21 protein-coding genes and 1 riboswitch are annotated in these 25,439 nt (G+C 57.1%); of the genes, 9 read left to right on the top strand and 12 right to left on the bottom strand.

The genetic code is table 11. The features are described from left to right. Positions 1-56: 56 nt before the first annotated feature. From rplQ to HKD42_RS13225, 4 genes are all read left to right on the top strand, one after another. Complete coding sequence (gene rplQ / locus HKD42_RS06745; RefSeq protein WP_170011525.1) at positions 57-479, top strand: 50S ribosomal protein L17; 423 nt, start codon at positions 57-59, stop codon at positions 477-479. A 169-nt stretch (positions 480-648) separates the two neighbouring features. Continuing rightward, positions 649-2,820 (top strand): prolyl oligopeptidase family serine peptidase, encoded by a 2,172-nt coding sequence (locus HKD42_RS06740; protein WP_170011523.1) that lies wholly within the window; start codon positions 649-651, stop codon positions 2,818-2,820. 146 nt (positions 2,821-2,966) lie between these two features. Further along, positions 2,967-3,488 (top strand): hypothetical protein, encoded by a 522-nt coding sequence (locus HKD42_RS06735; RefSeq protein ID WP_170011521.1) that lies wholly within the window; start codon positions 2,967-2,969, stop codon positions 3,486-3,488. A gap of 117 nt (positions 3,489-3,605) precedes the next feature. Further along, positions 3,606-4,334 carry a hypothetical protein gene (locus HKD42_RS13225; protein ID WP_211483499.1) on the top strand — a complete coding sequence of 243 codons (729 nt, stop codon included), beginning with the start codon at positions 3,606-3,608 and terminating at the stop codon, positions 4,332-4,334. A 33-nt stretch (positions 4,335-4,367) separates the two neighbouring features. Here HKD42_RS13225 and HKD42_RS06725 read toward each other — a convergent pair whose 3' ends face one another. From HKD42_RS06725 to HKD42_RS06670, 12 genes are all read right to left on the bottom strand, one after another. Beyond that, on the bottom strand, positions 4,368-5,018 hold the full coding sequence (locus HKD42_RS06725) for a trimeric intracellular cation channel family protein (protein ID WP_170011519.1): 651 nt from the start codon (positions 5,016-5,018) through the stop codon (positions 4,368-4,370). Positions 5,019-5,133: 115 nt separating this feature from the next. Continuing rightward, entirely contained in the window at positions 5,134-6,468 is a 1,335-nt protein-coding gene (locus tag HKD42_RS06720) for an amidase family protein (RefSeq protein WP_170011517.1), read from the bottom strand. A 57-nt stretch (positions 6,469-6,525) separates the two neighbouring features. Further along, the gene (locus HKD42_RS06715) at positions 6,526-7,314 is read right to left on the bottom strand and encodes a hypothetical protein (protein WP_170011515.1); all 789 of its coding nucleotides are present in this window, start codon (positions 7,312-7,314) and stop codon (positions 6,526-6,528) included. Positions 7,315-7,372: 58 nt separating this feature from the next. Beyond that, positions 7,373-8,779 (bottom strand): dihydrolipoyl dehydrogenase, encoded by a 1,407-nt coding sequence (gene lpdA / locus HKD42_RS06710; protein ID WP_170011513.1) that lies wholly within the window; start codon positions 8,777-8,779, stop codon positions 7,373-7,375. A gap of 10 nt (positions 8,780-8,789) precedes the next feature. After that, positions 8,790-10,034, bottom strand: coding sequence for a 2-oxoglutarate dehydrogenase complex dihydrolipoyllysine-residue succinyltransferase (gene odhB / locus HKD42_RS06705; protein WP_170011511.1), 1,245 nt, complete (start codon positions 10,032-10,034; stop codon positions 8,790-8,792). Between the two features lie 11 nt (positions 10,035-10,045). Next, positions 10,046-12,880 (bottom strand): 2-oxoglutarate dehydrogenase E1 component, encoded by a 2,835-nt coding sequence (locus HKD42_RS06700; protein WP_170011509.1) that lies wholly within the window; start codon positions 12,878-12,880, stop codon positions 10,046-10,048. 84 nt (positions 12,881-12,964) lie between these two features. Further along, positions 12,965-13,855, bottom strand: coding sequence for a succinate--CoA ligase subunit alpha (gene sucD / locus HKD42_RS06695; protein ID WP_170011507.1), 891 nt, complete (start codon positions 13,853-13,855; stop codon positions 12,965-12,967). Further along, complete coding sequence (locus tag HKD42_RS06690; protein ID WP_170011505.1) at positions 13,852-14,418, bottom strand: hypothetical protein; 567 nt, start codon at positions 14,416-14,418, stop codon at positions 13,852-13,854. Before HKD42_RS06690 ends, sucD begins: the two co-directional genes overlap by 4 nt. 41 nt (positions 14,419-14,459) lie before the next feature. Beyond that, a complete protein-coding gene (gene mdh / locus HKD42_RS06685) occupies positions 14,460-15,431 on the bottom strand; it encodes a malate dehydrogenase (protein ID WP_170011503.1) in 972 nt (323 codons plus the stop codon). A gap of 274 nt (positions 15,432-15,705) precedes the next feature. Further along, positions 15,706-17,613, bottom strand: a complete 1,908-nt coding sequence (locus HKD42_RS06680; protein ID WP_170011501.1) for a putative bifunctional diguanylate cyclase/phosphodiesterase — start codon at positions 17,611-17,613, stop codon at positions 15,706-15,708. A 140-nt stretch (positions 17,614-17,753) separates the two neighbouring features. After that, positions 17,754-18,071: a hypothetical protein gene (locus HKD42_RS06675; protein ID WP_170011499.1), complete on the bottom strand. Its 318-nt coding sequence runs from the start codon at positions 18,069-18,071 to the stop codon at positions 17,754-17,756. Positions 18,072-18,188: 117 nt separating this feature from the next. Further along, the gene (locus HKD42_RS06670; RefSeq protein WP_246236776.1) at positions 18,189-19,391 is read right to left on the bottom strand and encodes a cell wall hydrolase; all 1,203 of its coding nucleotides are present in this window, start codon (positions 19,389-19,391) and stop codon (positions 18,189-18,191) included. 224 nt (positions 19,392-19,615) lie between these two features. Next, a riboswitch (cobalamin riboswitch) is annotated at positions 19,616-19,827 on the top strand. Between the two features lie 125 nt (positions 19,828-19,952). Between HKD42_RS06670 and HKD42_RS06665 the strand changes: the two genes are divergently transcribed. The 5 genes from HKD42_RS06665 to HKD42_RS06645 are packed head-to-tail and all read left to right on the top strand — an operon-like array spanning position 19,953 to position 25,411. Beyond that, a complete protein-coding gene (locus tag HKD42_RS06665; protein ID WP_343042225.1) occupies positions 19,953-21,845 on the top strand; it encodes a TonB-dependent receptor plug domain-containing protein in 1,893 nt (630 codons plus the stop codon). After that, complete coding sequence (locus HKD42_RS06660) at positions 21,845-22,669, top strand: ABC transporter substrate-binding protein (RefSeq protein WP_170011497.1); 825 nt, start codon at positions 21,845-21,847, stop codon at positions 22,667-22,669. Before HKD42_RS06665 ends, HKD42_RS06660 begins: the two co-directional genes overlap by 1 nt. Beyond that, positions 22,666-23,631, top strand: a complete 966-nt coding sequence (locus tag HKD42_RS06655) for a FecCD family ABC transporter permease (protein ID WP_170011495.1) — start codon at positions 22,666-22,668, stop codon at positions 23,629-23,631. The genes HKD42_RS06660 and HKD42_RS06655 overlap by 4 nt, the downstream gene beginning before the upstream one ends. Then, complete coding sequence (locus HKD42_RS06650; protein WP_170011493.1) at positions 23,628-24,356, top strand: ATP-binding cassette domain-containing protein; 729 nt, start codon at positions 23,628-23,630, stop codon at positions 24,354-24,356. Before HKD42_RS06655 ends, HKD42_RS06650 begins: the two co-directional genes overlap by 4 nt. A 56-nt stretch (positions 24,357-24,412) precedes the next feature. After that, a complete protein-coding gene (locus tag HKD42_RS06645) occupies positions 24,413-25,411 on the top strand; it encodes a hypothetical protein (RefSeq protein ID WP_170011491.1) in 999 nt (332 codons plus the stop codon). The last annotated feature ends 28 nt before the right edge of the window (positions 25,412-25,439 follow it).

Here is a 25,439-nt window from a genome sequence, read left to right as displayed (position 1 = left end):
GGAAAAGCCGCTTGCGCTTTTCCGCTTAGAAGGGTCAGCATTAAAAGGAATACATTATGCGTCACGGTCTTTCACAGCGTACTTTGAGCCGTAAAACCGGCCACCGTAAGGCTCTTTTCCGCAATATGTCAGCTGCGCTGATCAAGCACGAACAGATCCACACCACGCTTCCAAAAGCCAAAGAACTGCGCCCCTATATTGAAAAGCTGATCACGCTTGCCAAAAAAGGCGGCCTGTCCAATCGCCGCTTGGCGCAAAGCCGTTTGCTTGACCAAACCCAACTGAAGAAGCTGTTTGACGTTCTGGCAGAGCGTTATTCAGATCGCGACGGCGGCTATACACGCATCATTAAAGCGGGCCTGCGCGGCAGTGATGCCGCACCGATGGCTGTCATCGAACTGGTTGACCGCGATGTTGACGCCAAAGGCCAAGATAGCGGCCCGGTAATGACTGATGAATATGAGGATGACGACGCGTAAGGCGCCGCATTTCACAAATCACCAAAGGGGCCAGCAGGGAAACTTGCTGGCCCTTTTTCTTTGCGTATCGGTGCGGAGTGTCCGCGGTTAGAGATGGTGTGGCAGCAAACATTGTAATACGCCGTCATTTGATTACATCGGTAACCAATAGAAATTTCCGGAGAGAACGATGCGTACCCCAACTCGCTTGCGTACCCTTTTACTCGCTGCGTCGGCCGCTGCATTGACGGTGTCTGGCCCGCTTTCCGCCCATGATCATGAGGTTCCTTTGCCCGCTTATCCCGTATCCGAAACCGGTGATGTTGTTGAGACAATTTTCGGGAATGAAGTCGCTGATCCGTATCGCTGGCTTGAAGAGGATGTGCGCAACAGCGCCAAAGTGGCAGACTGGGTCAAAGCGCAAAGCGAATTGGCGGCAGACTATCTGGCTGCCTTGCCGGGCCGCGAAGCCTATGAGGCGCGGATAAAAGAGCTCTATAATTACGAACGGTTCGGCATCCCGGTCGAGAAGGGCGGAAATTACTTCTATTCCCGCAATGACGGATTGCAGAACCAATCCGTGCTCTATGTCCGGGACGGCCTTGACGGTGAACCGCGCGTTCTGATTGACCCTAATAAATGGGCTGAGGATGGCGCGACCGCATTGGCGGGCTGGGTGCCGACGGAAGACGGATCAAAGCTGCTCTACGGTATTCAAGATGGCGGTAGCGACTGGCGAACAGCCCGCGTGCTGGATGTCGCCACAGGCGAAGTGCTGGAAGATAAGGTCGAGTGGATCAAGTTTTCCGCATTGGAATGGGCGAAGGACGGTTCCGGTTTCTATTACAGCCGTTTCCCTGTCACTGAAGAGGGCGAGACATTCCAGGCGCTGAATACCAATCAGAAAGTGTATTTTCACAAGCTGGGTACGCCGCAATCGGATGATGTGGTGGTCTTTGAAACGGCTGATCGGCCGGAGCTGAACAATGTTGGCGTGGTCAGCAATGATGGCGCCTATTTGATCACCTATTCTTCTAGCGGCACTGACGACCGGTATGAAGTATCCTTGATTGACCTTGCTGGGGAAGACCGCACACCGCGCGTGATCATCCCGGGGTTTGAGAGCAATTTCAGCTATATCGGCAATAAGGGGCCGCGTTTCTTCTTCGTTACCAACGAGAATGCGCCGCTACAGAAAGTCGTGGCAATTGACATCACCAGCGACGATCTGGCCCGTGAAGTGATTATTCCTGAGCGGGAAACGAAGCTTGATGGTGTGTCGATGGTTGGCGGCAAGCTGGTCGCCGAATATCTGGTCGATGCGAAAAGCGAAGTCAGTGTCCACGCGCTGGACGGTTCGGAGATCCGCACAGTAGCTTTGCCCGGCATCGGGAGCGCGGGCGGATTTGGCGGTGATGCCGATGATAGAGAGGTGTTCTACTCCTTCTCCAGCTTCAACCAGCCAACCGCGATCTATAAATATGATCTGGAAAGCGGTGAGAGCTCTGTTTGGGAGCGGCCCGAGGTCGCCTTCAATCCCAAAGACTACACAGTAGAACAAAAATTCTACACTTCCAAAGATGGAACACGGGTGCCGATGTTCCTCGTCCGCCGGGCAGATATTGCTGCATCGGGCGAGGCGGTCCCGACATTATTATATGGCTATGGCGGGTTTAATATCTCGCTGACACCGGGCTTCAACCCCTCCCGGATTGCCTGGCTCGATGCCGGCGGTGCCTATGTGCTGGCCAATATTCGCGGCGGCGGAGAGTATGGCAAAGCATGGCACGATGGCGGCCGGCGCGAAAACAAGCAGAACGTGTTCGATGATTTCATCGCTGCAGGTGAATATCTGAAGGCCAACGGGATCACGACCCCGGATGGCCTGGCGATTGAAGGCGGTTCCAATGGCGGATTGCTGGTTGGGGCAGTGACCAATCAACGCCCGGACCTGGTTGATGCAGCCCATCCGGCTGTGGGCGTAATGGATATGCTGCGTTTTGATCGCTTTACTGCCGGACGGTATTGGGTCGATGATTATGGCTATCCATCGAAAGAGGCCGACTTTAATCTGCTTCTGTCCTATTCGCCGTACCACAATGTGCAGGATGGCACTGACTATCCGGCAATCTTGGTCACTACGGCGGATACGGATGACCGCGTGGTACCGGGCCATAGCTTCAAATATACCGCAGCCCTGCAAGCTGCCGATATTGGTGACAAGCCGCATTTGATCCGCATCGAGACCCGCGCTGGCCACGGTTCAGGTAAACCGACGGACAAGGCCATCGAAGAAGCGGCTGATGTGGGGGCTTTCCTGGCATACCACACCGGTCTCGATCTTTCCGGCGTGGGTGAATAATAGCCAAATTACGCAGCGTTCAGGAAAGTGTGCACTTTCCTGAACATTTGCTGCAAGGGTAATTCAGGCTCTTCACATAGGGGGGTGGCTATACCGAGTTTGAAGTCGAGGCGATGTTGCCCCGGCATAGAACGAGGAAATACCCCATGAAGACCATTTCCAAAGCACTTGCCAAAAAATCGGTTGTTGCCGTCGCCGCAGGCGCGATGGCGGTGACTTCTGCTGCACCAGCCTATGCCCGTGATCGGCACAATGACAAGATTAGTGCTGGCGAGGTAATCGCTGGCGCCGTGATCATCGGCGGACTTGCAGCTATCCTCTCTTCCGGAAATAAGCGTGACCGGTACCGCGATGGCTACCGTCATGATAATCGCTACGATGCCCGCTATGATCGCCGCCGCGGGAATGGAGAGCGCGCAGTAGAACGCTGTATCCGCGCCGCTGAACGCGATGCCCGCCGGTCTGGTTTCCGCTATGCCGATGTCACGCAAATCCGTGACGTTGAACGGACCCGCTATGGCTGGCGCGTAAAGGGCCGGATCGAGGTCCAAGGATCGCGCGGATATGACCGTCGAGGTTATGGCGCGGATCGCGGCCGGTTCTCTTGCGATGTATCGCGGGGCCGTGTGCAGGGCTTAAACTATCGCGGTATTCGCGGCCTGCGTTGAGTAGCATTTTAACCCTCTAACCATCCCACCGGGCGGTTCAGGCTGAAGCAAGCCTGGGCCGCCTAGTGTTGTCACAATCGCGGCAAAGGCCGTTTCTACCAATTCTGGGGGCACACTATGACCCGTTTCAAAACTCTATCATCTATCGCAGCCATGACGGCGGCCCTATCTATGGCCGCGGTGCCGGTTGCTGCTGCGGATTTACCCGTTGCACCGGCAGGCACTGCTCCGGCTGGCTTTTCTGTATTCGAGGCTGATAGCGAGAATGCAGACCGCTACCGCCGTTATCGCGGGCGTCATCATCGCCATCGCGGAGTGGATGCCGGTGATGTGATCGCAGGTGTACTTATTCTGGGCGGTATTGCTGCCATTGCCAGCGCCGCGTCAAAGCCGCGCCGTGATGCTCGCAGTTACCCGTCAACGCAGCCTAACTATCAACCGCGCCGGTCCAATAGCGGACAGGGCCTCGACCGGGCAGTCAATATGTGCCTGCAAGAGATTGAGCGCGACGTGCGTGTGGAAAGCGTCGACGGGGTCGATCGCACCGGGGCTGGCTGGAATGTCACCGGACGCCTCTATGATGGCGAAGGGTTCAATTGCCAGATTGGTAATGATGGCCGGGTGAGCAATATTTCCTATGGCAGCCAGAGCGTGTCTTACACCGGAGGCGGTGCAAATTATCAGGGCCAAGATCGCCAGCATAGCGCCGACCGTTATGCCGAAATGCGCCGTCAGGCAGATGCCCAAGGCTCTGTACCCAGCACAACGCCTAGCAATGGCCAACCCGCCTATCCCGGCGGTCCGGTAAACGGCCAATATTATGAAGAAGACGGCTTCGGCGGTTAAGTCTGCGCCGGCCTATCGGGCGATAGGCTGCTCTTATTCGCTATCAGCAATTCCGGCCTTTCCCTCTCTATAGGAGGGAAGGGCCCAATTGTATCTGATGGCCACGCCGCGCAGAAGAAACCCGGCAGTGGTCGCGACGGACCATGTGATCACATTGGGCAGATTGGCCATCATTCCGGCGACGCAGATGGATGCAGATAGGGCTGCTGCGGTGACGTAAAGCTCTGGCCGCATGATAATTGACGGCCGTCCGGCGACGACATCACGGATGATCCCGCCAACGCAGCCTGTGATAATACCCATCATCGCTGCTGGGACTGGCGGTATTCCGTATGTCATGGCCTTTGCCGCGCCCAAAACAGCATAGGCGGTCAAACCCAGCCCGTCCGCGTAATCGAGAAACTTGCCGTCCCACCACTTGGTCGGCGTGAACCATGCGATGACCGCGGTGCCCAGACAAATCGCAGCCACCCACGCATCCGCCACCCAGAATACAGGCGCATCAATCAGAAGATCCCGGATTGTACCGCCGCCCACGCCCGTTACCAGAGCAAAGAATGCCATGGTCACAAATGTCTGGCGTTCCTTGGCTGCAAGCAATGCGCCGGTGAGCGCGAAGAGGGCCACGCCCAGCAGATCAAGAATATCGACGACAGGGGTCAAGATAGCGACTGGTTCAAGCATCGAAGGATGCGGCTTTCCGGCAGTAGGCCGTAAGGAAGCATTCCAACCGGATATGCGGAGGAGCGACGCGCAGCATCCAATTATGCGATGGCATTTCGGTTTCCTTAGACAGGTATTAGCGGTGCAGAATCTCACCAACCGCGCGTGCGATAGCAATACAGTCCAAGTCGGACCAGCGCGGACCGATAATTTGCAATCCTGTGGGCAGGCCGCCGCTCGCCCCCACCGGCAGAACTGTGCCGGGCAGGTTGGGAAAGGTCGATATGCCCGCCCATGCAAACACCTCTGCAAAGGGCCGGTCGGTTCCGTTAATCGACACCGTTCGATCCCTGACTGGCCGGTCATCATGCGGGATCGCGACCACAGGCGCGGGGGGCGCGATGACATAATCAAATTTTTGGAACAGTGCGGCCCACGACAATTCGCTGCGGCATTGTATATCCAGCAAGTCGAACCAATCTGTCGCGCTCGCCCGTTTCCCGTCGGGCCCCGGTGCGCCCCGGGCCATCGCGATGCCGAGCATCCGCATATAGTCAGCGTGTTGTTGTTCGAGATCAGGGATAAGATCGCTGCTGCGTGCGATAGATACGCCGGCCTTCTCCAGTTCAGCCAGCGCGTTCTCCATCGGGCCTGCTACCGAAGCATCTACCGGGCTTGCCGTTTGATCGGCGATGACCAAGAACTTGCAGCTTTTCAGCGGCTTGCCAGCCTCTCCTAAAGAAACTGTCGCCGTCATCCGGATAAGTAGATCCAGATCATCCGCATTGCGGGCAATCGGTCCGGCAATTGAAAGAACGCCATCATGCGCGTCACGCCCTGACATTTGCGGATGGTCATGGCCCTGTTTACTGATCAGACCCCAAGAGGATTTATGGCCCCAGACGCCGCAAAAATGGGCCGGAACACGCACAGAACCACCAATATCAGTGCCGTATTCACAGGGCACCATTCCCGCCGCAACGGCAGCAGCGCCCCCGCCGGAGGAACCGCCGGGGCTGCGCGTATGATCGTGTGGGTTGCGCGTCTGGCCGTAGACCGGATTGTTAGACTGCCAATCGGCCAAGTCCGGTGGCACATTGCTCTTGCCAAGAAAAATCGCACCAGCACCCTTTAGCTGGCGCACAACTTTTGCGTCCCTTTTGGCGATGTTGCCTTTGAACTGTTCATGCCCCCAACTGGTCGGCAAACCTTCGATATCGAAACTCTCTTTGATCGTCATCGGGACGCCGAATAATGGGCGGTCATAGGATGGCGTGACGGAGTCCATTTCCTTCGCGGCGGCGCGTGCCCGGTCAAAGTCACGCACCGGAACAGCATTGATGTCGCCATCTAGCTCTTCGATCCGTTTTATCGCTTGGTCGACCGCTTCGCTCGGCGAGAGCTTACCATCGCGTATCTGCGCCGCGATGTCTTGCGCGCCCGGTTCACTGGTAAGAATTGGTAGTCCCATAGCATCACCCTTTTGCGTAAGTATTGCATAAGGATTGCGGAACGCAAGCTCTTGATGTTAAATAGTTAAATCCTTTTTGCGCCGGACAGCAAGGCCGAAGGCTAAACCAAAGCCCAGTATAGGTGCGGCACCATAGCCGATGAGTATGCTGGGGTAGTTTGACATCATCGCCGTAATCACAAAGCCGAACATAGCGCCAGCCAGCGCAAACCGTTGGCGGCGAGGGAGGTGGATACCAAACAGTATAAGGCAGAAACTGCCGACAAGACTGATGATCAAAAGTGATGCGACTGCCGGCATCGATGCCAGCGCGTCGATCAGCACTCTTTCAACAAAGGGTTGGGGCGGCAGCTCTCCGCGCAGGGCCATCAGGATGCTGGCGATAAAGCCTATGATAGTGACCAAGCCGATCCGCCAGTCTTTGGTCACATCGTGCAACCCCGCAGCGGCAAAGGTGATCGCGAACCCCAATGCCGCATCCGGTTGCAGCAATGCCGCGAATAGCGCCAACAGCAGTATGGCGGGTGCGTACTGTTCGTCACGCGCGCTCAGCACTGCCAGCGCGGGAAAGGCCAATGTGCCGGCGTTGAGCATGAATGGGCCAACCGGCAGCCAACGCGTAACACCGATTATATCGGGCCCCGTGATCAACGGAATATAGAGCAGAGCCAACAGCAGCCCGCACATGATCCGGGCCGATGCGAGTGTGGACGGGCCTTGCCCGAAGGCCGCCCACAGCAGCGCGGCGGCCAGAGCAGCGCCGTTGATGATGAGATGATTTTGCGGTGCGCTTGCCAGCGCCAGATACAATAAGCCCGCCAACACCGGTAATGCGAGCGCTGCCATTGCTGGCAATTTTTCGCGAATGGGTGAGGGCGGGCCCAAATTGGTCAAAAGCAACCGATCACATATGGATCGGTTTGCCCTGCACGGCCATTGCCGCTTCTTTCAAAGCTTCCGCATGGGTTGGGTGTGCGTGGCACGTATAGGCGATATCTTCTGACGTTGCGCCAAATTCCATTGCCTGTGCTGCCTGCGCGATCATGGTGCCCGCAAGGCTGGCAACGATATGCACGCCCAGAACCCGGTCAGTCTCTGCATCTGCGACAACCTTCACGAAACCATCTGTGTCGCGGTTTGCCTTGGCGCGGCTATTGGCCATCATCGGGAACTTACCCACTTTGACGGTGTGCCCGGCTTCTTTGGCGGCTTCTTCAGTCAGGCCGACATCAGCAAATTCCGGCATGGTATAGACCACGCCGGGGATCACTGCGTGATTGATGATACCGGTTTGACCAGCGACGTTTTCTGCACAAGCAATGCCCTCATCCTCGGCTTTGTGGGCAAGCATCGGGCCGGGTACGACATCGCCGATTGCCCAAACGCCATCGACTGGCGTGCGGAAGTCATGATCCACTTCAATCTGGCCGCGCTTGTTGGTTTCAATACCGATATTCTCAAGGCCGAGTTTGTCGGTGTTGGGACGGCGACCGATTGACACCAGCACATGGCTGGCCTCGATGGTTTCTGCCTCTCCGCCGGCAGCTGGTTCTACGGTAAGAGAAACCGTTTTCCCTTTGACCGAAGCGCCAGTGACCTTGCTCTTCAATTTCAGGTCCATGCCCTGTTTCTTGAAGATGCGGCCAGCTTCTTTGCGAACGTCTTTGTCCATGCCCGGCAGCAGCATATCGAGATATTCAACGACGGTGACTTTCGCGCCCAAACGCCGCCAAACGGAACCCAGTTCCAAACCGATCACGCCGCCGCCGATCACGACAAGATGTTCCGGCACTTCGGACAATTCGAGAGCGCCTGTGGAATCCACAATCCGTCCGGCAGCATTATCGACATCGACACCGGGCAGCGGGGTAACGCTGGAGCCGGTTGCGATGATGATGTCTTTCGCGGTCACCGTGTCGTCACCAACGGTAACGCTGTGACCGTCTTTGAAGGTCGCATGGCCTTTGATCCACGTGACTTTGTTCTTCTTGAACAGGAACTCGATTCCGCCCGTAAGCTCGCCCACAGCCTTCGTCTTTTCCGCCATCATGGCATCCAGATCGAGCTCGACATTGGCCTTCAGGCCCCATGTTGCCATGTGACCATTATTGGCTTCGTCCATCAGCTCAGAGCCGTGGAGTAACGCCTTGGATGGGATACAGCCCACATTGAGGCACGTACCGCCCAATGTTTCGCGGCTTTCCACGCAGGCGGTTTTCAGACCCAATTGTGCGGCGCGAATGGCGGCGACATAGCCGCCCGGGCCAGCGCCAATTACCAGGCAATCGTAGTCGTATGAATGGTCAGCCATTATTCGTATCCTATAGGTCGATCAGCATCCGTGTCGGATCTTCGATTGCGTCTTTGATAATTTTGAGTGCGGTTACAGCCTCGCGGCCATCGATCAGACGGTGATCGTAAGACAAGGCAATATACATCATCGGGCGCACCACCACTTCACCATCGACCACAACCGGGCGATCTTCGATCCGGTGCAGGCCAAGCACGGCGCTTTGCGGCGGGTTAATGATCGGGGTGGACATCAGGCTGCCAAACACACCGCCATTGGAAATGGTGAAGGTACCACCAGACATATCATCCATCGTCAACGAACCATCGCGGGCGCGGCGACCGAAATCAGCGATGTCTTTCTCGATCTGGGCGAAGCCCTTCTTATCGACATCGCGGACAACGGGAACGACGAGGCCATTGGGCGCACTGACGGCGACTGAAATATCGACATAGTCGTGATAGACAATTTCATCACCGTCGATTTGCGCGTTGACGCTCGGCACGTCTTTCAATGCCAGATGCGCTGCCTTGGCGAAGAAGCCCATAAAGCCCAGCTTGATGTCATGCTTCTTGGCGAACAGGTCTTTGTATTTGGCCCGCGCTTCGATGACGGCGGTCATATCCACATCATTAAATGTGGTGAGCAGCGCGGCGGTATCTTGTGCGCCTTTCAGGCGTTTGGCGATTGTCTGGCGCAAACGGGTCATCCGGACGCGCTCTGTGTTGCGGGTTCCCGCAGGAGCGGAGGTTGGCGCGGCCGCTTGTGCTGGCGCTGCGGAGGCGGAGGCAGCGGCGGGGGCCGGTGCAGGCGTATCGCCTTTTGCTTTGGCGGCGGCGATCACGTCTTCCTTAGTCAGGCGACCATCTTTGCCGGTGCCCTTCACGGTGGAAGGATCAATGCCGTGTTCCAGAACTGCGCGGCGGACGGCGGGCGACAATGTTTGCGAAACGTCGGAACTGCTCTCGGTCGTTGTCGATGCCGATGCGGCAGTTTTGGCCGCCGGTTCCGGTGTGGCGGGTGCAGCAGCGGCAGAACCGCCTGCTTCGATGATCGCGATAACCGCGCCAACTTCGACTGTATCGCCGACTTCGGCCTTGTGCGCGCTCATCACGCCGGCGACGGAAGAAGGCACTTCGATTGCAACTTTGTCTGTTTCCAGACTTGCGATCGGTTCATCCACGGCAACAGCATCGCCGGGCTGTTTTAGCCATTCGCCGATGGTTCCTTCGGTAACCGACTCTCCGAGTGCGGGGACTGTAATTTCAGTGGCCATAATATGTTTCCTTAGGCCTTCTTGCCAGAAGAGTTAGACTTGAGATCGAGAGCATCCGCGACGAGCGCTTCCTGCTGTTCCTGATGGCGCTTGGCGAGGCCAGTGGCCGGAGATGCCGCCGCATCGCGTCCGGCATAGATTGGCCGCATTGATTTTCCGGCAGCATTTGCCGCATCTTCAATCAGGCGGTCAACAAAGGTCCACGCGCCGTTATTTTGCGGTTCTTCCTGACACCAGACAATTTCTTGCAGGTTGGTCATGCGTTTAAGCCTGACAGCCAGCGGTTCGCCCGGGAACGGATAGAGCTGCTCCAGCCGCACGATAGATACATCATCCAGCCCTTCGGCATCGCGCTTCTCGATCAGATCATAGGCGACCTTGCCGGAACACAGGATCAGACGTTTCACCTTCTCATCCGCAATTTCAGTCCGGTCAGACAATATGCGCATGAAGTGGCTATCGCCGGTAAAGTCGCTCGCCGGGCTTTTCGCCATGGGATGCCGCAGCAAGCTTTTCGGCGTCATTATGACCAATGGTTTGCGGAACGGACGCAGCATTTGACGGCGCAATACGTGGAAGTAATTGGCCGGTTCGGTGATGTTGCACACTTGAATATTGTCGTTCGCGCAGAGTTGCAGGAACCGTTCGAGTCGGGCGGAAGAGTGCTCTGGCCCTTGGCCTTCATATCCGTGCGGCAACAGCATCACGAGACCATTGGCCCGCAGCCATTTTGCTTCACCGCTCGCAATGAACTGATCGATCATGATCTGCGCGCCATTGGCGAAATCACCAAATTGCGCTTCCCACAGGACTAGTGTTTTCGGGTCCGCCATCGCGAAACCATACTCATAGCCCAGCACGCCATATTCACTGAGCGTGCTGTCATAGACCTCAAACTTGCCATGCGGCAGAGTGGAGAGGGGGATGTATTTATCTTCGGTTTTCTGGTCGATCCACACCGCGTGACGTTGGCTGAATGTGCCGCGTCCGCTGTCTTGACCGGACAGGCGCACGCCATATCCCTCGGTCACCAGGCTGCCAAAGGCCAGCGCTTCACCGGTTGCCCAGTCAAAGTCCTGCCCGTTTTCAAACATTTCGGCCTTGGCTTTCAGCACGCGGCCCAGTGTTTTGTGGATCGTCACATCATCAGGAACGGTTGTCAGCGTGCGGCCAAGACTGTCGAACAGCTTATCCGAAACCGCCGTTTCGATATTGCGCCGTGCGCTTTCCGCATCGGCGGGTTTGTGCAAGCCGCTCCAACGCCCCGCGAACCAATCCGCTTCATTCGGTTTGTAGCTCTTAGCGGCCTGAAATTCTTCTTCGAGGTGATCGGTGAATTCCTTCACCAAACCATCGGCAAAGCCTTCCTCGATCTCACCTTCCGCGATCAGCCGGTCTTGATAGACCTTGCTGACCTTGGGGTGCTTACGAATTTCATCATACATCAGCGGCTGGGTGAATTTTGGTTCGTCGCCTTCATTGTGGCCGAAGCGGCGATAGCACCACATATCGATCACCACATCGCGGCCAAATCTCTGGCGGTATTCCACAGCCAGCTTACACGCGAATGTCACCGCCTCTGGATCGTCGCCATTTACGTGCAGGATCGGGGCCTGAACGCCTTTCGCCACATCAGAGGGGTAGGGGCTGTTGCGCGCGAATTTGGGGCTGGTGGTAAACCCGATTTGGTTGTTGATGATAAAGTGGATGCAGCCGCCAGTGTCATAACCGCGCACGCCCGACAGGCCAAGGCATTCCCACACCACGCCTTGGCCAGCAAAAGCGGCATCACCGTGGATCAGCACCGGCAGAACTTCCGCGTGTGCATCCAGATCATCACGGATCGCTTGCTGGGCGCGGACTTTGCCGAGGACAACAGGGTTGACCGCTTCCAAGTGGCTGGGGTTGGGGACCAGCGACATATGCACTTCGATATCATCGAACGCACGGTCCGTGCTGGTGCCGAGGTGATATTTCACATCGCCCGATCCGCCGACATCTTCCGGGCTGGCGCTGCCGCCGGAAAATTCGTGGAAGATCACTTTATATGGCTTGGCCATCACATTGGCGAGGACGTTCAAACGGCCCCGGTGTGCCATGCCGTAAATAATTTCGCGCACGCCCAATTGGCCGCCATGTTTGATCACCGCTTCCAGCGCAGGGATCATGCTTTCGCCGCCATCGAGGCCGAAACGCTTGGTGCCGACATATTTCTTGCCGAGAAACGCTTCATATTGCTCGCCGCGGATAACCGCGCCCAGAATGGCTTTCTTGCCTTCGGGGCTGAATTGGATCGTCTCACCGGGGCTTTCAAACTTATCCTGCAGGAACCGGCGTTCCTCCGTGTCGGCGATGTGCATATATTCCAGCCCGACATTGCCGCAATATACCTCGCGCAGGCGCGCATACAGCTTGCCGATAGTCGTCCATTCAAGGCCAAGAACGTCGCTAACGTAAACCTCTTCATCTTCCATGCCCGCAAGGCCGTGGAATTCGAGAGTGAGATCATCGACTTTGCCGTGATCGGACAGACCAAGCGGATCAAGATCAGCCGCCATATGCCCGCGTACACGGTAGAGGCGGACCAATGTCATCGCCTTGTTCGAAATATCAGCCGCGTGCTGGAGCGCATCTTTATCGAGCGGCTTGCCTGCCTGCTTGGCCGCCTTCTCGACCGCGCCCTTCAACTGATCCAGCGACATCTGCGTCGGGTCCATTGCCTGCGCAAGATCCTCACCCGCTCCGCTCACTTGATTGAGCCATTTGGCGTTACCCCAAGAAGGGCCCGGCTGCGGGCCTTCCTGATCGGGAAGGTCGGGAATGAGGGAGGAGGTGGGCTTATTCATGAACGTGTCCCTGGGGAGTAGAGAACGGGAAGGCCGGGAGTGGGCGGATGCACAACATTACGGCTAGCATCCGCCCGCTTGACCTCAGGCCATTTCTTTCAGCATCGCGTCGAGCGTGGTGCCCAGCTCGCTTGGTGATGGCGATACGCGGATACCCGCAGCTTCCATCGCCGCGATTTTATCATCCGCGCCGCCTTTGCCGCCCGAAACAATCGCACCGGCATGGCCCATACGGCGGCCCGGAGGCGCTGTACGGCCAGCGATAAAGCCGACGGTCGGCTTGCTGCGGCCTTTGGCAGCTTCTTGCTTCAGGAATTCAGCGGCTTCTTCTTCCGCGCTGCCGCCAATTTCACCGATCATGATCATCGACTTGGTTTCCTCATCATCAAGGAATAAGTCGAGCACGTCGATAAAGTTGGTACCGTTGACGGGGTCACCGCCAATGCCAACCGCTGTGGTCTGGCCAAGGCCGACCATCGTTGTCTGGTGCACAGCTTCATAAGTGAGCGTGCCGGAGCGTGAGACAACGCCGACAGACCCCTTCTGGAAGATTTTGCCCGGCATAATGCCGATCTTGCACTCGTTCGGGGTCAGAACGCCGGGGCAGTTCGGGCCGATCAGGCGCGATTTGGAACCTTCAAGCGCGGCCTTCACTTTGACCATGTCGAGAACCGGAATACCTTCGGTAATCGCGATAATCAGCTCAACCTCTGCATCGATAGCTTCGCAGATCGCGTCACCTGCGAAGGGTGGCGGCACGTAAATGCAGGATGCCGTCGCGCCGGTTTCCGCAACCGCTTCACGCACTGTGTTGAAATTGGGCAGACCGATATGCGTTGTGCCGCCTTTGCCAGGCGTCACGCCGCCCACCATCTGCGTCCCGTAATCGAGCGCTTGCTGGGTGTGGAATGTGCCGGTTTCACCGGTCATGCCTTGAGTAATAACTTTGGTGTCTTTGTTTACGAGGATGCTCATTCATATGTCTCCGAGAAAACGAATTGTGTCTTTAGGACGAGGCCACTTTGCAGAAGCGCAGCGCCCGGATGATCTTGCGGGATACTGCCAGCGGTCATCTTGATGCGGCCCGACCCTTCAGCACCTTCAGGCCATTCGATCACGGTTAGACCGTTCGCTGAAACGTCCGTAAACGGTCGCTCCGAAGAAAGCCGGGCGAGGTCTTCGATGGTCATCGCAGGCGCGTTTACGTCGTAGATGGTGCAGGCCATTAGGTAGCTGTCGGGCTCATCAACAAACTGCATCTCTTGGAATGCCGCCAGAGCCTTTCCGCCGTTGGTCGACTGCCGCATGACATAAAGACCAGTGAGCTTGGCTTCTTCCGAGCTTGCTTGGGCGCTCATGGTTGCGGTTTCAATGATGCGCGCTGCCGGTTCGTCCACGTCAGCGTCGGCATTTTTCCATCCATGTGCCTCCGGGTCGTCGATCACAGCAATAGCAGCGTCGAGCGACCCGCAGGTCTTCTGCCAGAGGCTCGCCCACTCCTCGAATGGGTAATCCTGTGCGGTTGCAGGAGTGCTCATTCCGATTAGTCCGGATGCAAGTAGGAGGGAGCCTAACGCCTTCACGCCAGCGAGCTATCCAGCGCCTTGCACGCCTCGAGCAATTCCTCGACCGCGTCGGTCGAGACCTTGAGGTTGGTTTTCTCATCCTCGGTCAGTTCAATTTCGACCACGTCCTCAGTGCCGCCCGCGCCGATTACTGTCGGAACGCCGACATACATGCCGTCAACGCCGTATTTGCCCGTCACATAGGATGCAGATGGCAGGATGCGTTTTTGATCACCGAGATAGGCTTCGGCCATTGCGATCGCGGAGGTTGCCGGCGCGTAATAGGCGGAGCCATTGCCGAGCAGTTTCACAATCTCGCCGCCGCCAGCACGGGTACGCTGTACAATTGCGTCGAGGCGGTCTTCGGAAATGCCCTTGATCTTCGCCATATCCTTCACCGGGATGCCGTTGATGGTGGAATAAGACAGAACCGGAACCATGGTGTCGCCGTGGCCGCCCAGAACGAAAGCGTTCACATCCTTGACCGAGCAGTCAAATTCCCAAGCGAGGAAAGTCGCGAAACGTGCGCTATCCAGAACGCCCGCCATGCCGACCACTTTATTGTGCGGCAGACCTGAAAATTCGCGCAGCGCCCAAACCATCGCATCGAGCGGGTTGGTGATGCAGATCACGAATGCGTCAGGCGCGTTGTTCTTGATGCCTTCGCCGACCGCCTTCATCACTTTCAGGTTGATGCCGAGCAAATCATCACGGCTCATGCCCGGCTTGCGCGGTACACCTGCGGTTACGATAATGACATCTGCGCCCGCAATATCGGCATAATCGTTGGAACCAGTGATCTTCGCGTCGAAGCCTTCAACCGGGCCACACTGCGACAGATCCAATGCTTTGCCTTGCGGCATACCCTCAGCGATGTCGAACAGGACGATGTCGCCCATTTCTTTCTTCGCGGCGAGGTGGGCGAGAGTGCCACCAATCATGCCAGAGCCGATAAGAGCGATCTTATTACGTCCAGTATTGGCCATATTCCGGGAGTGTCCTTCCAAGCACGCGGGACCAGTTTAAGCCTGCTGTGTGGTGCGCCCATCGTCCCGCGTAGAAGCGCCCCTAGCGTAGGTGAACGGAATTAAGCCCGCAAAAGAGGTATTGCAACCGTAAAGCTATGGAATTCCAAACTATCTTTGCAAATAGTTCGCAATTGCATTTATAGGGTTAACGCCGCAATTATGCAGGCGTAATCGCTACCGATGGAAAGTCGGGAATTTGTAAACGGGAATTTGTAAGGTGGCTTGAAGCAATTCAGCCAGTCGCACGGATGCGTGTGTCTTCTTCTTGAGACAGCAGCATCGCGGCCAGATAATCGGGTACAGCGCGGCTGAAGTAATAGCCTTGACCCAGAGTACAACCGGCATCGCGGACGGTGCGCACCTGGTCGATTGTTTCAAGACCCTCGGCCACAATGTCCATTTCCAGTTTGGAGCCAAGCTCTGCCACCGCGTGGATAATCGCGTCGGTTTTCTTGCCGACATTGGGGCCGGACACGAAGCTGCGATCAACTTTGATCTTACTGAACGGGTATTTTTGAATGTAGCCAAGCGAGGAATAGCCGGTGCCGAAATCATCAAGCGCGAACCGCACGCCAATGGCTGACAGTTCTTCGATAAAGTGTTCGGTGGCGCCGTGATCGTCGAGGAACAGGCTTTCGGTTACTTCCAGTTCCAAGCGTGATGGATCAAGGCCGGCTTCACGCAGGGCATTCATGATCCCCAGCGCCGCGCCGGGTGCTTTAATCTGCAAAGGTGATAGGTTGACCGCGATGGTCACGTCCTCTGGCCATTGCGCCGCAGCCTTGGCCGCTTGCGCTGTGATCCAGTTGCCCAATGTGACAATGACGCCGGTTTCTTCCGCTACGGGGATGAATTCATCCGGTTTCAGTTCGCCTTTTTCAGGGTGGAACCACCGTACCAGCGCTTCGAATGTCTTGATCCGGCCGGTATCCAGATCGATAATCGGCTGGAAGAAGATCGACAGTTCATTTTTGACAATGGCGGACCGAAGCTCTGCCTCGATTTCACGCCGACGAACCAGATCGCGGCTCATCGTTTGATCGTAGAAGCAGGACTGGCGGCGGCCATTGACCTTGGCATGATACAGCGCGAGGTCGGCATTTTGCATCAGAGCATCCGCGTCTTGACCATCATCAGGCAGCAAGGCGATGCCGATTGAAGCACCGATTTCCAGACGTTCCCCGTCGATACGGACGGGACGCATAATCTCGGCGTGCAATTCGCTGGCTAGACGTTCGCTTTCCTTGCGGTCTGCGACCTCACAGAAGATGATAAATTCATCGCCGCCAAAACGTGATACTGTGGCGTGGTCTGGCGCAACTTCCTTCAGGCGGCTGGCGACTTCCAGAAGCACGCGGTCTCCGACCGGATGGCCGAGCAAATCGTTGACTTCCTTAAAGCGGTCCAAATCCATCCAGAACAATGCGATTTGTTGACCGTCGCGCACGTGCATCAGTTTTTCGACAATATCTTGGTTGAGACCGGCGCGATTGGCGAGGCCGGTGACCACGTCGGTACGGGCCAATACGCGCATCTTCTCTGCCAACTGACCGCTGGTTTCCGCCGCGCCGATGGAATCGCGCAATACTTTGAAAACGTTGAGGGTGATCGATGCCATGGCAGGCAATAGCAGCGCGATGTTGATAGCCAGGAAGATGAACGGCAGCGACGCAATGTACAACGCTGCAAAAAACACAGGGGCCACCACCAGACCAAGCTGGCCTAAGGCAATAACGGGCCGTCCCGCATTCCGCGCACAAATGCCGACGGCATAGCACATCGCATTGGCAATCATCAGAACTTCGAGCGGTGCGCCGATATCCATGATAATGGTTTGAGCGGCTATGATACCGAAGATTAAAGCATAGCTGAAAGCGCCCAATTCATAGGCGATTTCCATGCGGGAGGTGCTTTGCTCCTCACTTTCGGTGGAAAATGAACGCGCTGATAGGATTCTGCCAATGGCAATGACACATAGGATGCCCCACGTGATATTCAGCCAGAATTCCCCACTGCAATAGGCTACGACACCGCTTGAGACGATGCCGTTAAACGCGCCAATGATGAGGCTGGATGGCTGCGTGTAAAGGGTACGCACCAACGTGCGACGGACACGCTCTGAGAGCGGGTCAGTTCGCATAAACCGGGACTTGAACTTTCGGACAAGTCCAAAGGGGACACCCTTGATCATGTAAAATGCTCTAGGGCATATGCGTCACTTTTTGGTTAACGCAGCTTTAGCGATTTACCGTGGTGTCTCCGATTGGCCGTTCCAGAAGGCTAACCGATTGAATTTTTACGCTGAATTTCCGCAGCTAGCCGTTTGTCGATGGTCCGGCAAATGCCAACCCACCAATCATAGGCTACCCGGTCCCCTGCGAAAAATGCCTCTTCCGCAGATTTTTTTGCTTCTTCAGCGGCAGATAATCCGTGCTGGGCGAAATGCCGCAATGCTGCCTGCATCAGCGGATTGTCACGGCCCAGACCGTTTGACAGCCGGCCATTATCATTGGCTACGCGCATAATCGGGCGACGTGTTAGAACACGCGCAACCGGCGATGTGTTGGCGTTACGCGCGGCGGCAAAGTGGACAGTCATAGGGTCGGGGGAACTCTCTATCTGATCTCTAATCGGTGGGCAGCCATTAGCGGGGTTGCGCTAAAAGACTGTTCCAACTCACGGTTTCAGCAGTGTTAACTATTGGCTTTTCGGGGCTTATTGCCCCTTGGCCGGATCGTTGATCCACCGCCCGCTATTGGCATATTCAGGTTTTACCCCGCTGCTGTCCGGCAGATTTTCCGCTTGGAAGATTTCATCGCCGCCGCGTTCTTCGACGCGCGCAGAATAGGATGGTGCAGGTTGTGCCGGTGCGCTGCGTTCGGCTTCTGCAACAGCTTTCAAGCGTGCTTCTTCATAGGCATTGGCGAGCGCGACCGGATCGGGTGCAGACGTATCACCAGCGGTGTCCGCAGTTGCATTGCGGGTCCGGGCTGCCGCGGCAGGTTCGTTGCCCGAATAGCGCGCACGGAAAGCGGCAGGCTTACCAGCCGATCCCTTCCACTTGTAGAAACGGTGCGCACCGATGGTTCCGATGTGATCCAGGCTTGGCGCCCAATAGGGGTAAATCCATACAGTGTGATAATGCGTGGCCAATCCGACCGGTTCGTACACTGTGCCCGAAAGCGAATCTTGTGCGACACGCTGTGCCCGCGCCCACGCGCCTGCGCCTGGTTTACGGCGCATACTGCCATCACATGTGAAGCTGAACTGGCAACCGGTAGTGCGTTCGGAGCCTTGGAATACGACGCCGCACACGCTGTTGGGATAGCTGGGATGCGCGACACGGTTGAGGACCACTTGAGCAACAGCGCGCTGCCCGCCAATCGCTTCGCTGGCAGCTTCGTAATAGATCGCATTGGTCATGCATTGCAGCGCGCGCGCTTTACTGATGCCAGCGCCGCTTGCCATAAAGGCGCGGGCGGCCGGGCCGGCATTGCGTGCGGCGGCCAATTCACTTGCCTCTGTTTCGCCTGTGCCGGACATATCAAAAACGGCAAGGTCGGTTTCTTCCAATCCGGCGGCTGCGCGCGGTGCATCTTCCAGATAGTAGAAGGCAGATCCGGGGAAACTGTTGCCCGGCTGTTCAAAAGGCATCAGTTCCAATTCGGGCGCTGCTTCGATTTCTGGTGCTGTGGCCTCGAACGGTTTCCATTCTGCCGCGGCGGCCATCGCAGGAACGGCGAAAGCAATACCCAGTGCGGCCAATCGCCGCCCCCTATGCTTCATGCCTTTCAAAGAATTGATTGCCGAGCCCAATCGGTCTTGCAGGCGAGTATGCGCAGGCGCGCGCTTCTGGCTCATACGAGCCTGAAAACGGGCGGTGCGTTCAATCGCTGAAAGGGCAGCAGGTTGGGTCAATATCGTCCTTGCTTTGCGTGGCTATACCCCGCTGATCGGGGCGCGCTTCCGCGCGTATCATCGCCGCAAAGGGCGCGCGACACATAGATTGTCAGTGTCCCTTAGCGGTACAGCGACAAGACAGCGTTAAGCGTCATGATGAATGAATTCTTACCGGCCGAATTCGCTACCTCGCCGGGAAAATTCGTTAATTCGCACTTGCAGCAATGAGGGAGGCAGCCTATCCGGCCCGCGACGTCATAGGTTGTCTGTGTAGTGCAGACCTAAGAGGGAAGGATGTGCGGGGATAATCCCCAAACCATCCGCTGCCCCCGCAACTGTGACCGGGGAGGGCCGCCTCCAATATGCCACTGGAATGCTGTTTGGGCAGACCGGGAAGGCGGAAGCGGCGCAATGATCCGGGAGCCAGGAGACCTGCCCATGGTGGTCGTTCGAGCTGGCGGGCGGGGTGTACCGAGGGCAGATATAAGAGGCGCGAATACGTGCGCCGTCTTTGTCATGAGCGATAGCGTTTATGATGGAGTTATTATGCGTAAATGTCTGTTATTGTTGAGTTGTTCTGTGACTGGCTTTGCAACGCCTGTGGCTGCCCAAGGTACGTGCGGTGATCCAGATGTGGTCTGCACTGCTGCGTTTAAGATCGATGAAGCCCAAATCACTGTTACCGCTACGGGTGGCCGGTCAGAGGTCGAAGACACTGGTCAAGCGGTCACCATTATCGCCCGCGATGAAATCGAGGCGGTGCAGGGCGCAGATATCACCCGCGTACTCGAACGCGCACCGGGTGTGGCATTCAGCCGCAATGGCGGGTTGGGCGCAGTCACCAGCGTCCGTGTGCGCGGCGCGGAGGCGGAGCAATTGCTGGTTCTGGTCGACGGCGTGCGTGTCGCTGACCCCGCTTCCCCCAGCGGCGGTTTCGATTTTGGCAATTTGCAAACCGGCAATATTGCGAAGCTTGATTTGCTGCGCGGGTCCAACTCTACCATTTGGGGCAGCGATGCAGTTGCCGGTGTGCTGGCTGTCACCACTCGCGCGGAAACCGGATTGTCCGCCAGTGCGGAATATGGCGCGCGTGATACGTTCTTCGGTACTGCTGCCGGAGGGATCGATACCGACCTGTTCTATGCGGGCCTTTCCGGCAGCTATCTCACCACAGACGGTTTCTCCTCCGCCGCCAGCGGAACAGAGGCCGACGGGTTTGAACAATGGGACATTTCGGGCCGATCCAGCCTGTATCTGTCGGATGAAATTACCCTGTTTGCACGTGGCCGTTATGCCGAAGGCGATCTGGAGATTGACGGTTTTCCGGCACCTGTTTTTGCGCTTGCGGATACAGACGAGTTCTCCAAAACGCAGCAATATTCGGTTGCGACCGGCGCCACCTATGACAACGGGCCGCTTTTCCTGACCGCGTCATACTCCTTCGCGGATACAGAGCGGCAGAACTTTAATCCTGCATTCGGTACCGCGCCCGGCTTTACCAGTGATGGCCATTCTGACCGTGTCGAACTGCGCGGCGAATGGCGCCCAATCGGGCCATTGATCGTCAATTTTGGCGGTGAAAGCGAATGGACCAGTCTCGAAACCAATTTCACCGCGCGGCAGGAAACGCGCATCATCGGTGCCTATGCGCAATTGGGCATCGAATTTGGCGGTCTGTCCGGCCACATTGGCGCGCGCCATGATGATCACGCGGATTTTGGCGGCGCGACAAGTTTCGGCGCTGATATCAGTTATGAAATAGCAGACGATATCCGGATTAAAGCCAGCGTGGGTGAAGGCTTCAAAGCGCCCAGCCTGTTCCAGCTATTCTCCGATTTCGGCAACGCGGCGCTGACACCGGAACAAAGCACCAGCTTCGATCTTGGTATCGCTTGGAACAACCGGAATGATGCGTTTTATGCCGGGGCAACCGCGTTCCAGCGTGACAGCGAAAACCAGATCGAATTTATCGGTTGTTTCATGAACCCGATCGCGATTTGTAATGATCCGGACAATCCGCGCACCTTCGGTACCTTTGACAATATCGGAAAAGTCCGCGCGCAGGGTGTGGAACTGGAAGCGGGTGCGAACCCGTCTGACACATTCGGGGTACGGGTAGCGTATGCTTATACCGATACGGAAAACCGCACTGCGGGCGGGGCGAATGAAGGCAATGTTCTGGCGCGCCGGCCGGAACACGCGCTGACTTTCTCTGCTGATTGGGAAACGCCGCTGTATGGTCTGACCATCGGCGGGGATATCCGCTTGGTCGGCGATAGTTTTGATAACGCGTCCAATACGGCGCGGCTTGACGGGTATCAGCTGTTCACTCTGCGGGCAGCTTTGCCCGTGGGCGAAAATCTGGAGCTGTTTGGCCGGGTAGAGAACCTGATGGACGAGGACTATCAAACGGCGGCGGGCTTCGGCACGGCTGGCCGGGGTGCATTTGTCGGGGCGCGGACGAAGTTCTGATGGCCAAATCTGCAAACGGACTTTGGCTTCTTTTAGGCAGCCTTAGTCTGTTTGCGTGCGGACAAGCGGAGCCACCGGAAAAGGCGCGCGCGCAGCCCACTATCGTCAGCCTAAACCCCTGCACCGATGCCATTTTGGCGGAGGTTGCAGGGCCAGAGCAGCTGCTGGCAATTTCGCATTACAGCCATTCGGCGGCCTCCACATCGATGGATTTGGCCAAGGCGCGCCGTTATAATGTAACCGGCGGAACGGTGGAAGAAGTGGTCGCGCTCCAGCCCGATATCGTTGTCGCGGGGGCGTTCATGCCGCCCGCAACCCGCGCTGCGCTGGACGATCTGGGGTTTGAAGTCGTGACCTTTGGCGTTGTCTCCAGCATTTCGGATGCACGGACCCAGATCCGTGATTTGGCGCAGCTTGCCGGAGCAGTGGATAGCGGCGACCGTCTGGTGGCTGATGTGGATGCAGCGTTGCTGAACGCCAAACCGGCAGGCGACGCGATCAGCGCCGTCTTGTGGCAGCCATCAGGCATTGTGCCGGGAGAGGACGCTCTGGTGAGTGAACTTCTGCGTCATGCCGGTTTTACCAGCCACAGCGCAGCGATGGGATTGCAGCAGGCGGATTATCTATCCCTAGAACGGATGTTGACCAATCCGCCCGAAGTGCTCCTTCTCGCTGGGCAGGAACGGTCGCAGCAGCACCCTGTATTGGGCCAATTGCCGGACACCCACCGGGCCACACTGGATAGTAGTTTGCTCTATTGCGGCGGGCCCACGATCATCCGGATGATGGACCGGCTGAGCCACATTCGCGGAGAGATTGGATGAAGCGCGCCAATATGATCCTGCTCGTTTTACTTGCGCTGGCATTGCCGTTGTCATTGTTGGCGGGCCGGGTGTGGCTGGATTTCGGGGTCACCCCCAATGCCGAAGTAATCCTTGCACAATTACGGCTGCCGCGTGCACTTTTGGCGATTATTGTCGGGGCAGGGCTGGGCGCTGCGGGCGCGGCCATGCAGGGCTATTTACGCAATCCGCTGGCCGATCCGGGCCTGTTCGGCATCGCGCCGGGGGCTGCCTTGGGCGCAGTGGCGAGTTTCTGGTTCGGCTATTCCGCTAGCGCGTGGTTGCTTCCAATTTTCGCACTGACAGGTGCGGCAGGCGCGATGGCGTTGCTGGCGTTGATTGCCGGGCGGACGGGCGGCATCGCTCTGTTCACGCTGGCGGGCATGATGATCGCCAGTCTGGCTGGCGCGATGATGAGCCTCGCGATCAGTTTTGCGCCCAATGCTTTCGCCATGAGCGAGATTGTCACATGGCTGATGGGCGCGCTGACCGACCGCAGCTGGCGCGAGGTTTATCTGGCCGCGCCGCTGACATTGGCGGGCATCCTGTGCTTCTTGATGGCCCGGCGCGATCTGGATGCGCTGATCCTTGGCGATGCTGCTGCGCGGTCGATGGGGATGCGGCCCGGAGTGCTTCAGTTTTGGCTGATCGCGGGCGTCGGCCTGACCGTGGGCAGCGGCGTGGCTGTCGCGGGTATCATTGGTTTTGTCGGTCTGATCGTACCGCATCTGGTGCGTCCCTTTACCGACCGTAAGCCGTCGGCATTGATCATTCCCAGCGCACTTGCGGGCGCGTTGCTGGTGCTGGTGGCTGACAGCGTGGTGCGGATATTGCCGACCATCACAGAGCTGCGGCTTGGCATTGCGCTCAGCCTGATTGGTGCGCCATTCTTCCTGTGGTTGCTGCTGCGGATGCGGCGCGGATATTCAGGAGGGCTAATGTGAACCTGTCTGCCAAGAATATCACCGTCACGGGCCGGATTGCCGATGTTTCTGCCACGCTGGAGCCCGGAAAGATCACCGCGATTTGCGGACCCAATGGCGCGGGCAAATCGACCCTGCTGTCCTGCCTTGGCGGGCTGATTACCCCTGACAATGGCTATGCCGAGCTAGGCGGAGTGCCATTATCCGACATGGCACCCATAGAGCGGGCCAAACAGATCGGCTTTCTGCCGCAAAATGGCGAAGCGGCATGGGATGTCGCAGTGCGCAATCTGGTCGCGCTGGGCCGGATGCCGCACCGTGATGCAGCGCGCGAGCCCGTGGATGCAGCCATTACTGCGCTTGATCTGGAGGCGCTGCAAGACCGGCCAATATCGCAGCTATCAGGCGGAGAGAAAGCCCGCGCTTTACTCGCCCGCGTGCTGGCGGGGCAGCCGGAATGGATATTGGCGGACGAGCCCTTGGCCGCGCTCGATCTGGCGCATCAATTGGCGTTGATCGGCCATTTGCGCAAACAGGCCGATGCGGGAACCGGCGTAGTGATCGTGCTGCACGATCTGGCGCTGGCAATGAACCACGCAGACCGCGTTGTGGTGCTTGATAAGGGTAGTTTTGCTGGGCAAGGGGCTGCTGAAAAAATGTTGTCGCACGCTGTTATTTCGGAAGTCTGGAAGTTGGACATCGATTGGCTTGGCGAAAGTGGTAGCAAGGCGCTGTCAATCAGATAGCTGGTAGATCACGCGCCGACATTTGCTAAGATCGGATGATCCGCTAATCCAGCGGCATGAGTAGTATCCAAACAATCGAAAACGACGCTTCTTGGCTTCCTCATCGGATTGATGTGGCAACCAAGACGGTGGAATTCTTGTATATCGCGCGGGAAAGTCTGTCGGACCGCGGCTTTCTGGCTGATCGTGATCCACCACAATCTGAACGCGTGACAATTTCTTGGGATGATGTGAAAGCCATGCGCCCGCAAACCGGGGCGCTACATTTCATTTTTCACACTGCATTTTGCCGTTCTACCCTGCTGGTGCGTGCAGTCGACGCGCCGGGTGTCGCAGCAGGTCTGAGCGAGCCTGCAATTGTCCCGAGCATGACCAATGCTGGAGCAGACTTGCAGGATATCATTGGGCCAATTGTCGCTTTGCTGTCCCGGCCTTGGCGGGATGGGGAAGCTGTGATCGTTAAGCCGACCAACCATGCCAATATGCTGCTTCCTGCACTGCTGCGATCAAGTCCGCAAAGCCACGCCATATTGATGAGTAACCCAATGCCATCGTTCCTGCGGTCCGTGGCACGCAAGGGGTTGATGGGCCGGAACTGGGCACGCAAACTTTTTCTGGAATTGCAAAGCTATGCTGGAATGGATTTCGGGATGGATCCACGTGAAAGTTTTGCGATGACCGATATGCAGACGGCTGGCCTTGCCTGGTTCCTCAACCAGCGCTTCTTTGCGATGCTTATGAACAACCAAGTGCAGGGCGTTTCAAGCACCCGCCTAAAAGTACTGGATGGAGACAAATTCGATGCCGACCGCGAAACTACACTCGCAGCCGCATTGGCGCATTGGCAGATCAATACGCCCGCCGGTTTGATATCAAGTTTGTCACAGGGGCCGGTGTTCTCTCAGCATGCGAAGCTTGGAGGTGCTTTCTCTGCCGATGCTGAACAGATTGATGATAAGCAGCTTTTGGAAGAAATCGATCAGATTAGCCAGTGGGTAGGTTTGATCGCAAAGCAGGCTGGAATTACCGTTCCATTGGAACAGACACTGGTCTAGCAGCCGAACTAACGGGCGGGGCGGTTTT

Origin of the sequence: Pontixanthobacter rizhaonensis (assembly GCF_012972675.1) — a bacterium.
Lineage (GTDB): Bacteria > Pseudomonadota > Alphaproteobacteria > Sphingomonadales > Sphingomonadaceae > Pontixanthobacter > Pontixanthobacter rizhaonensis.
The sequence above is the reverse complement of the archived record's forward strand: the minus strand, read 5'-3'. Positions and strand labels throughout refer to the sequence as shown.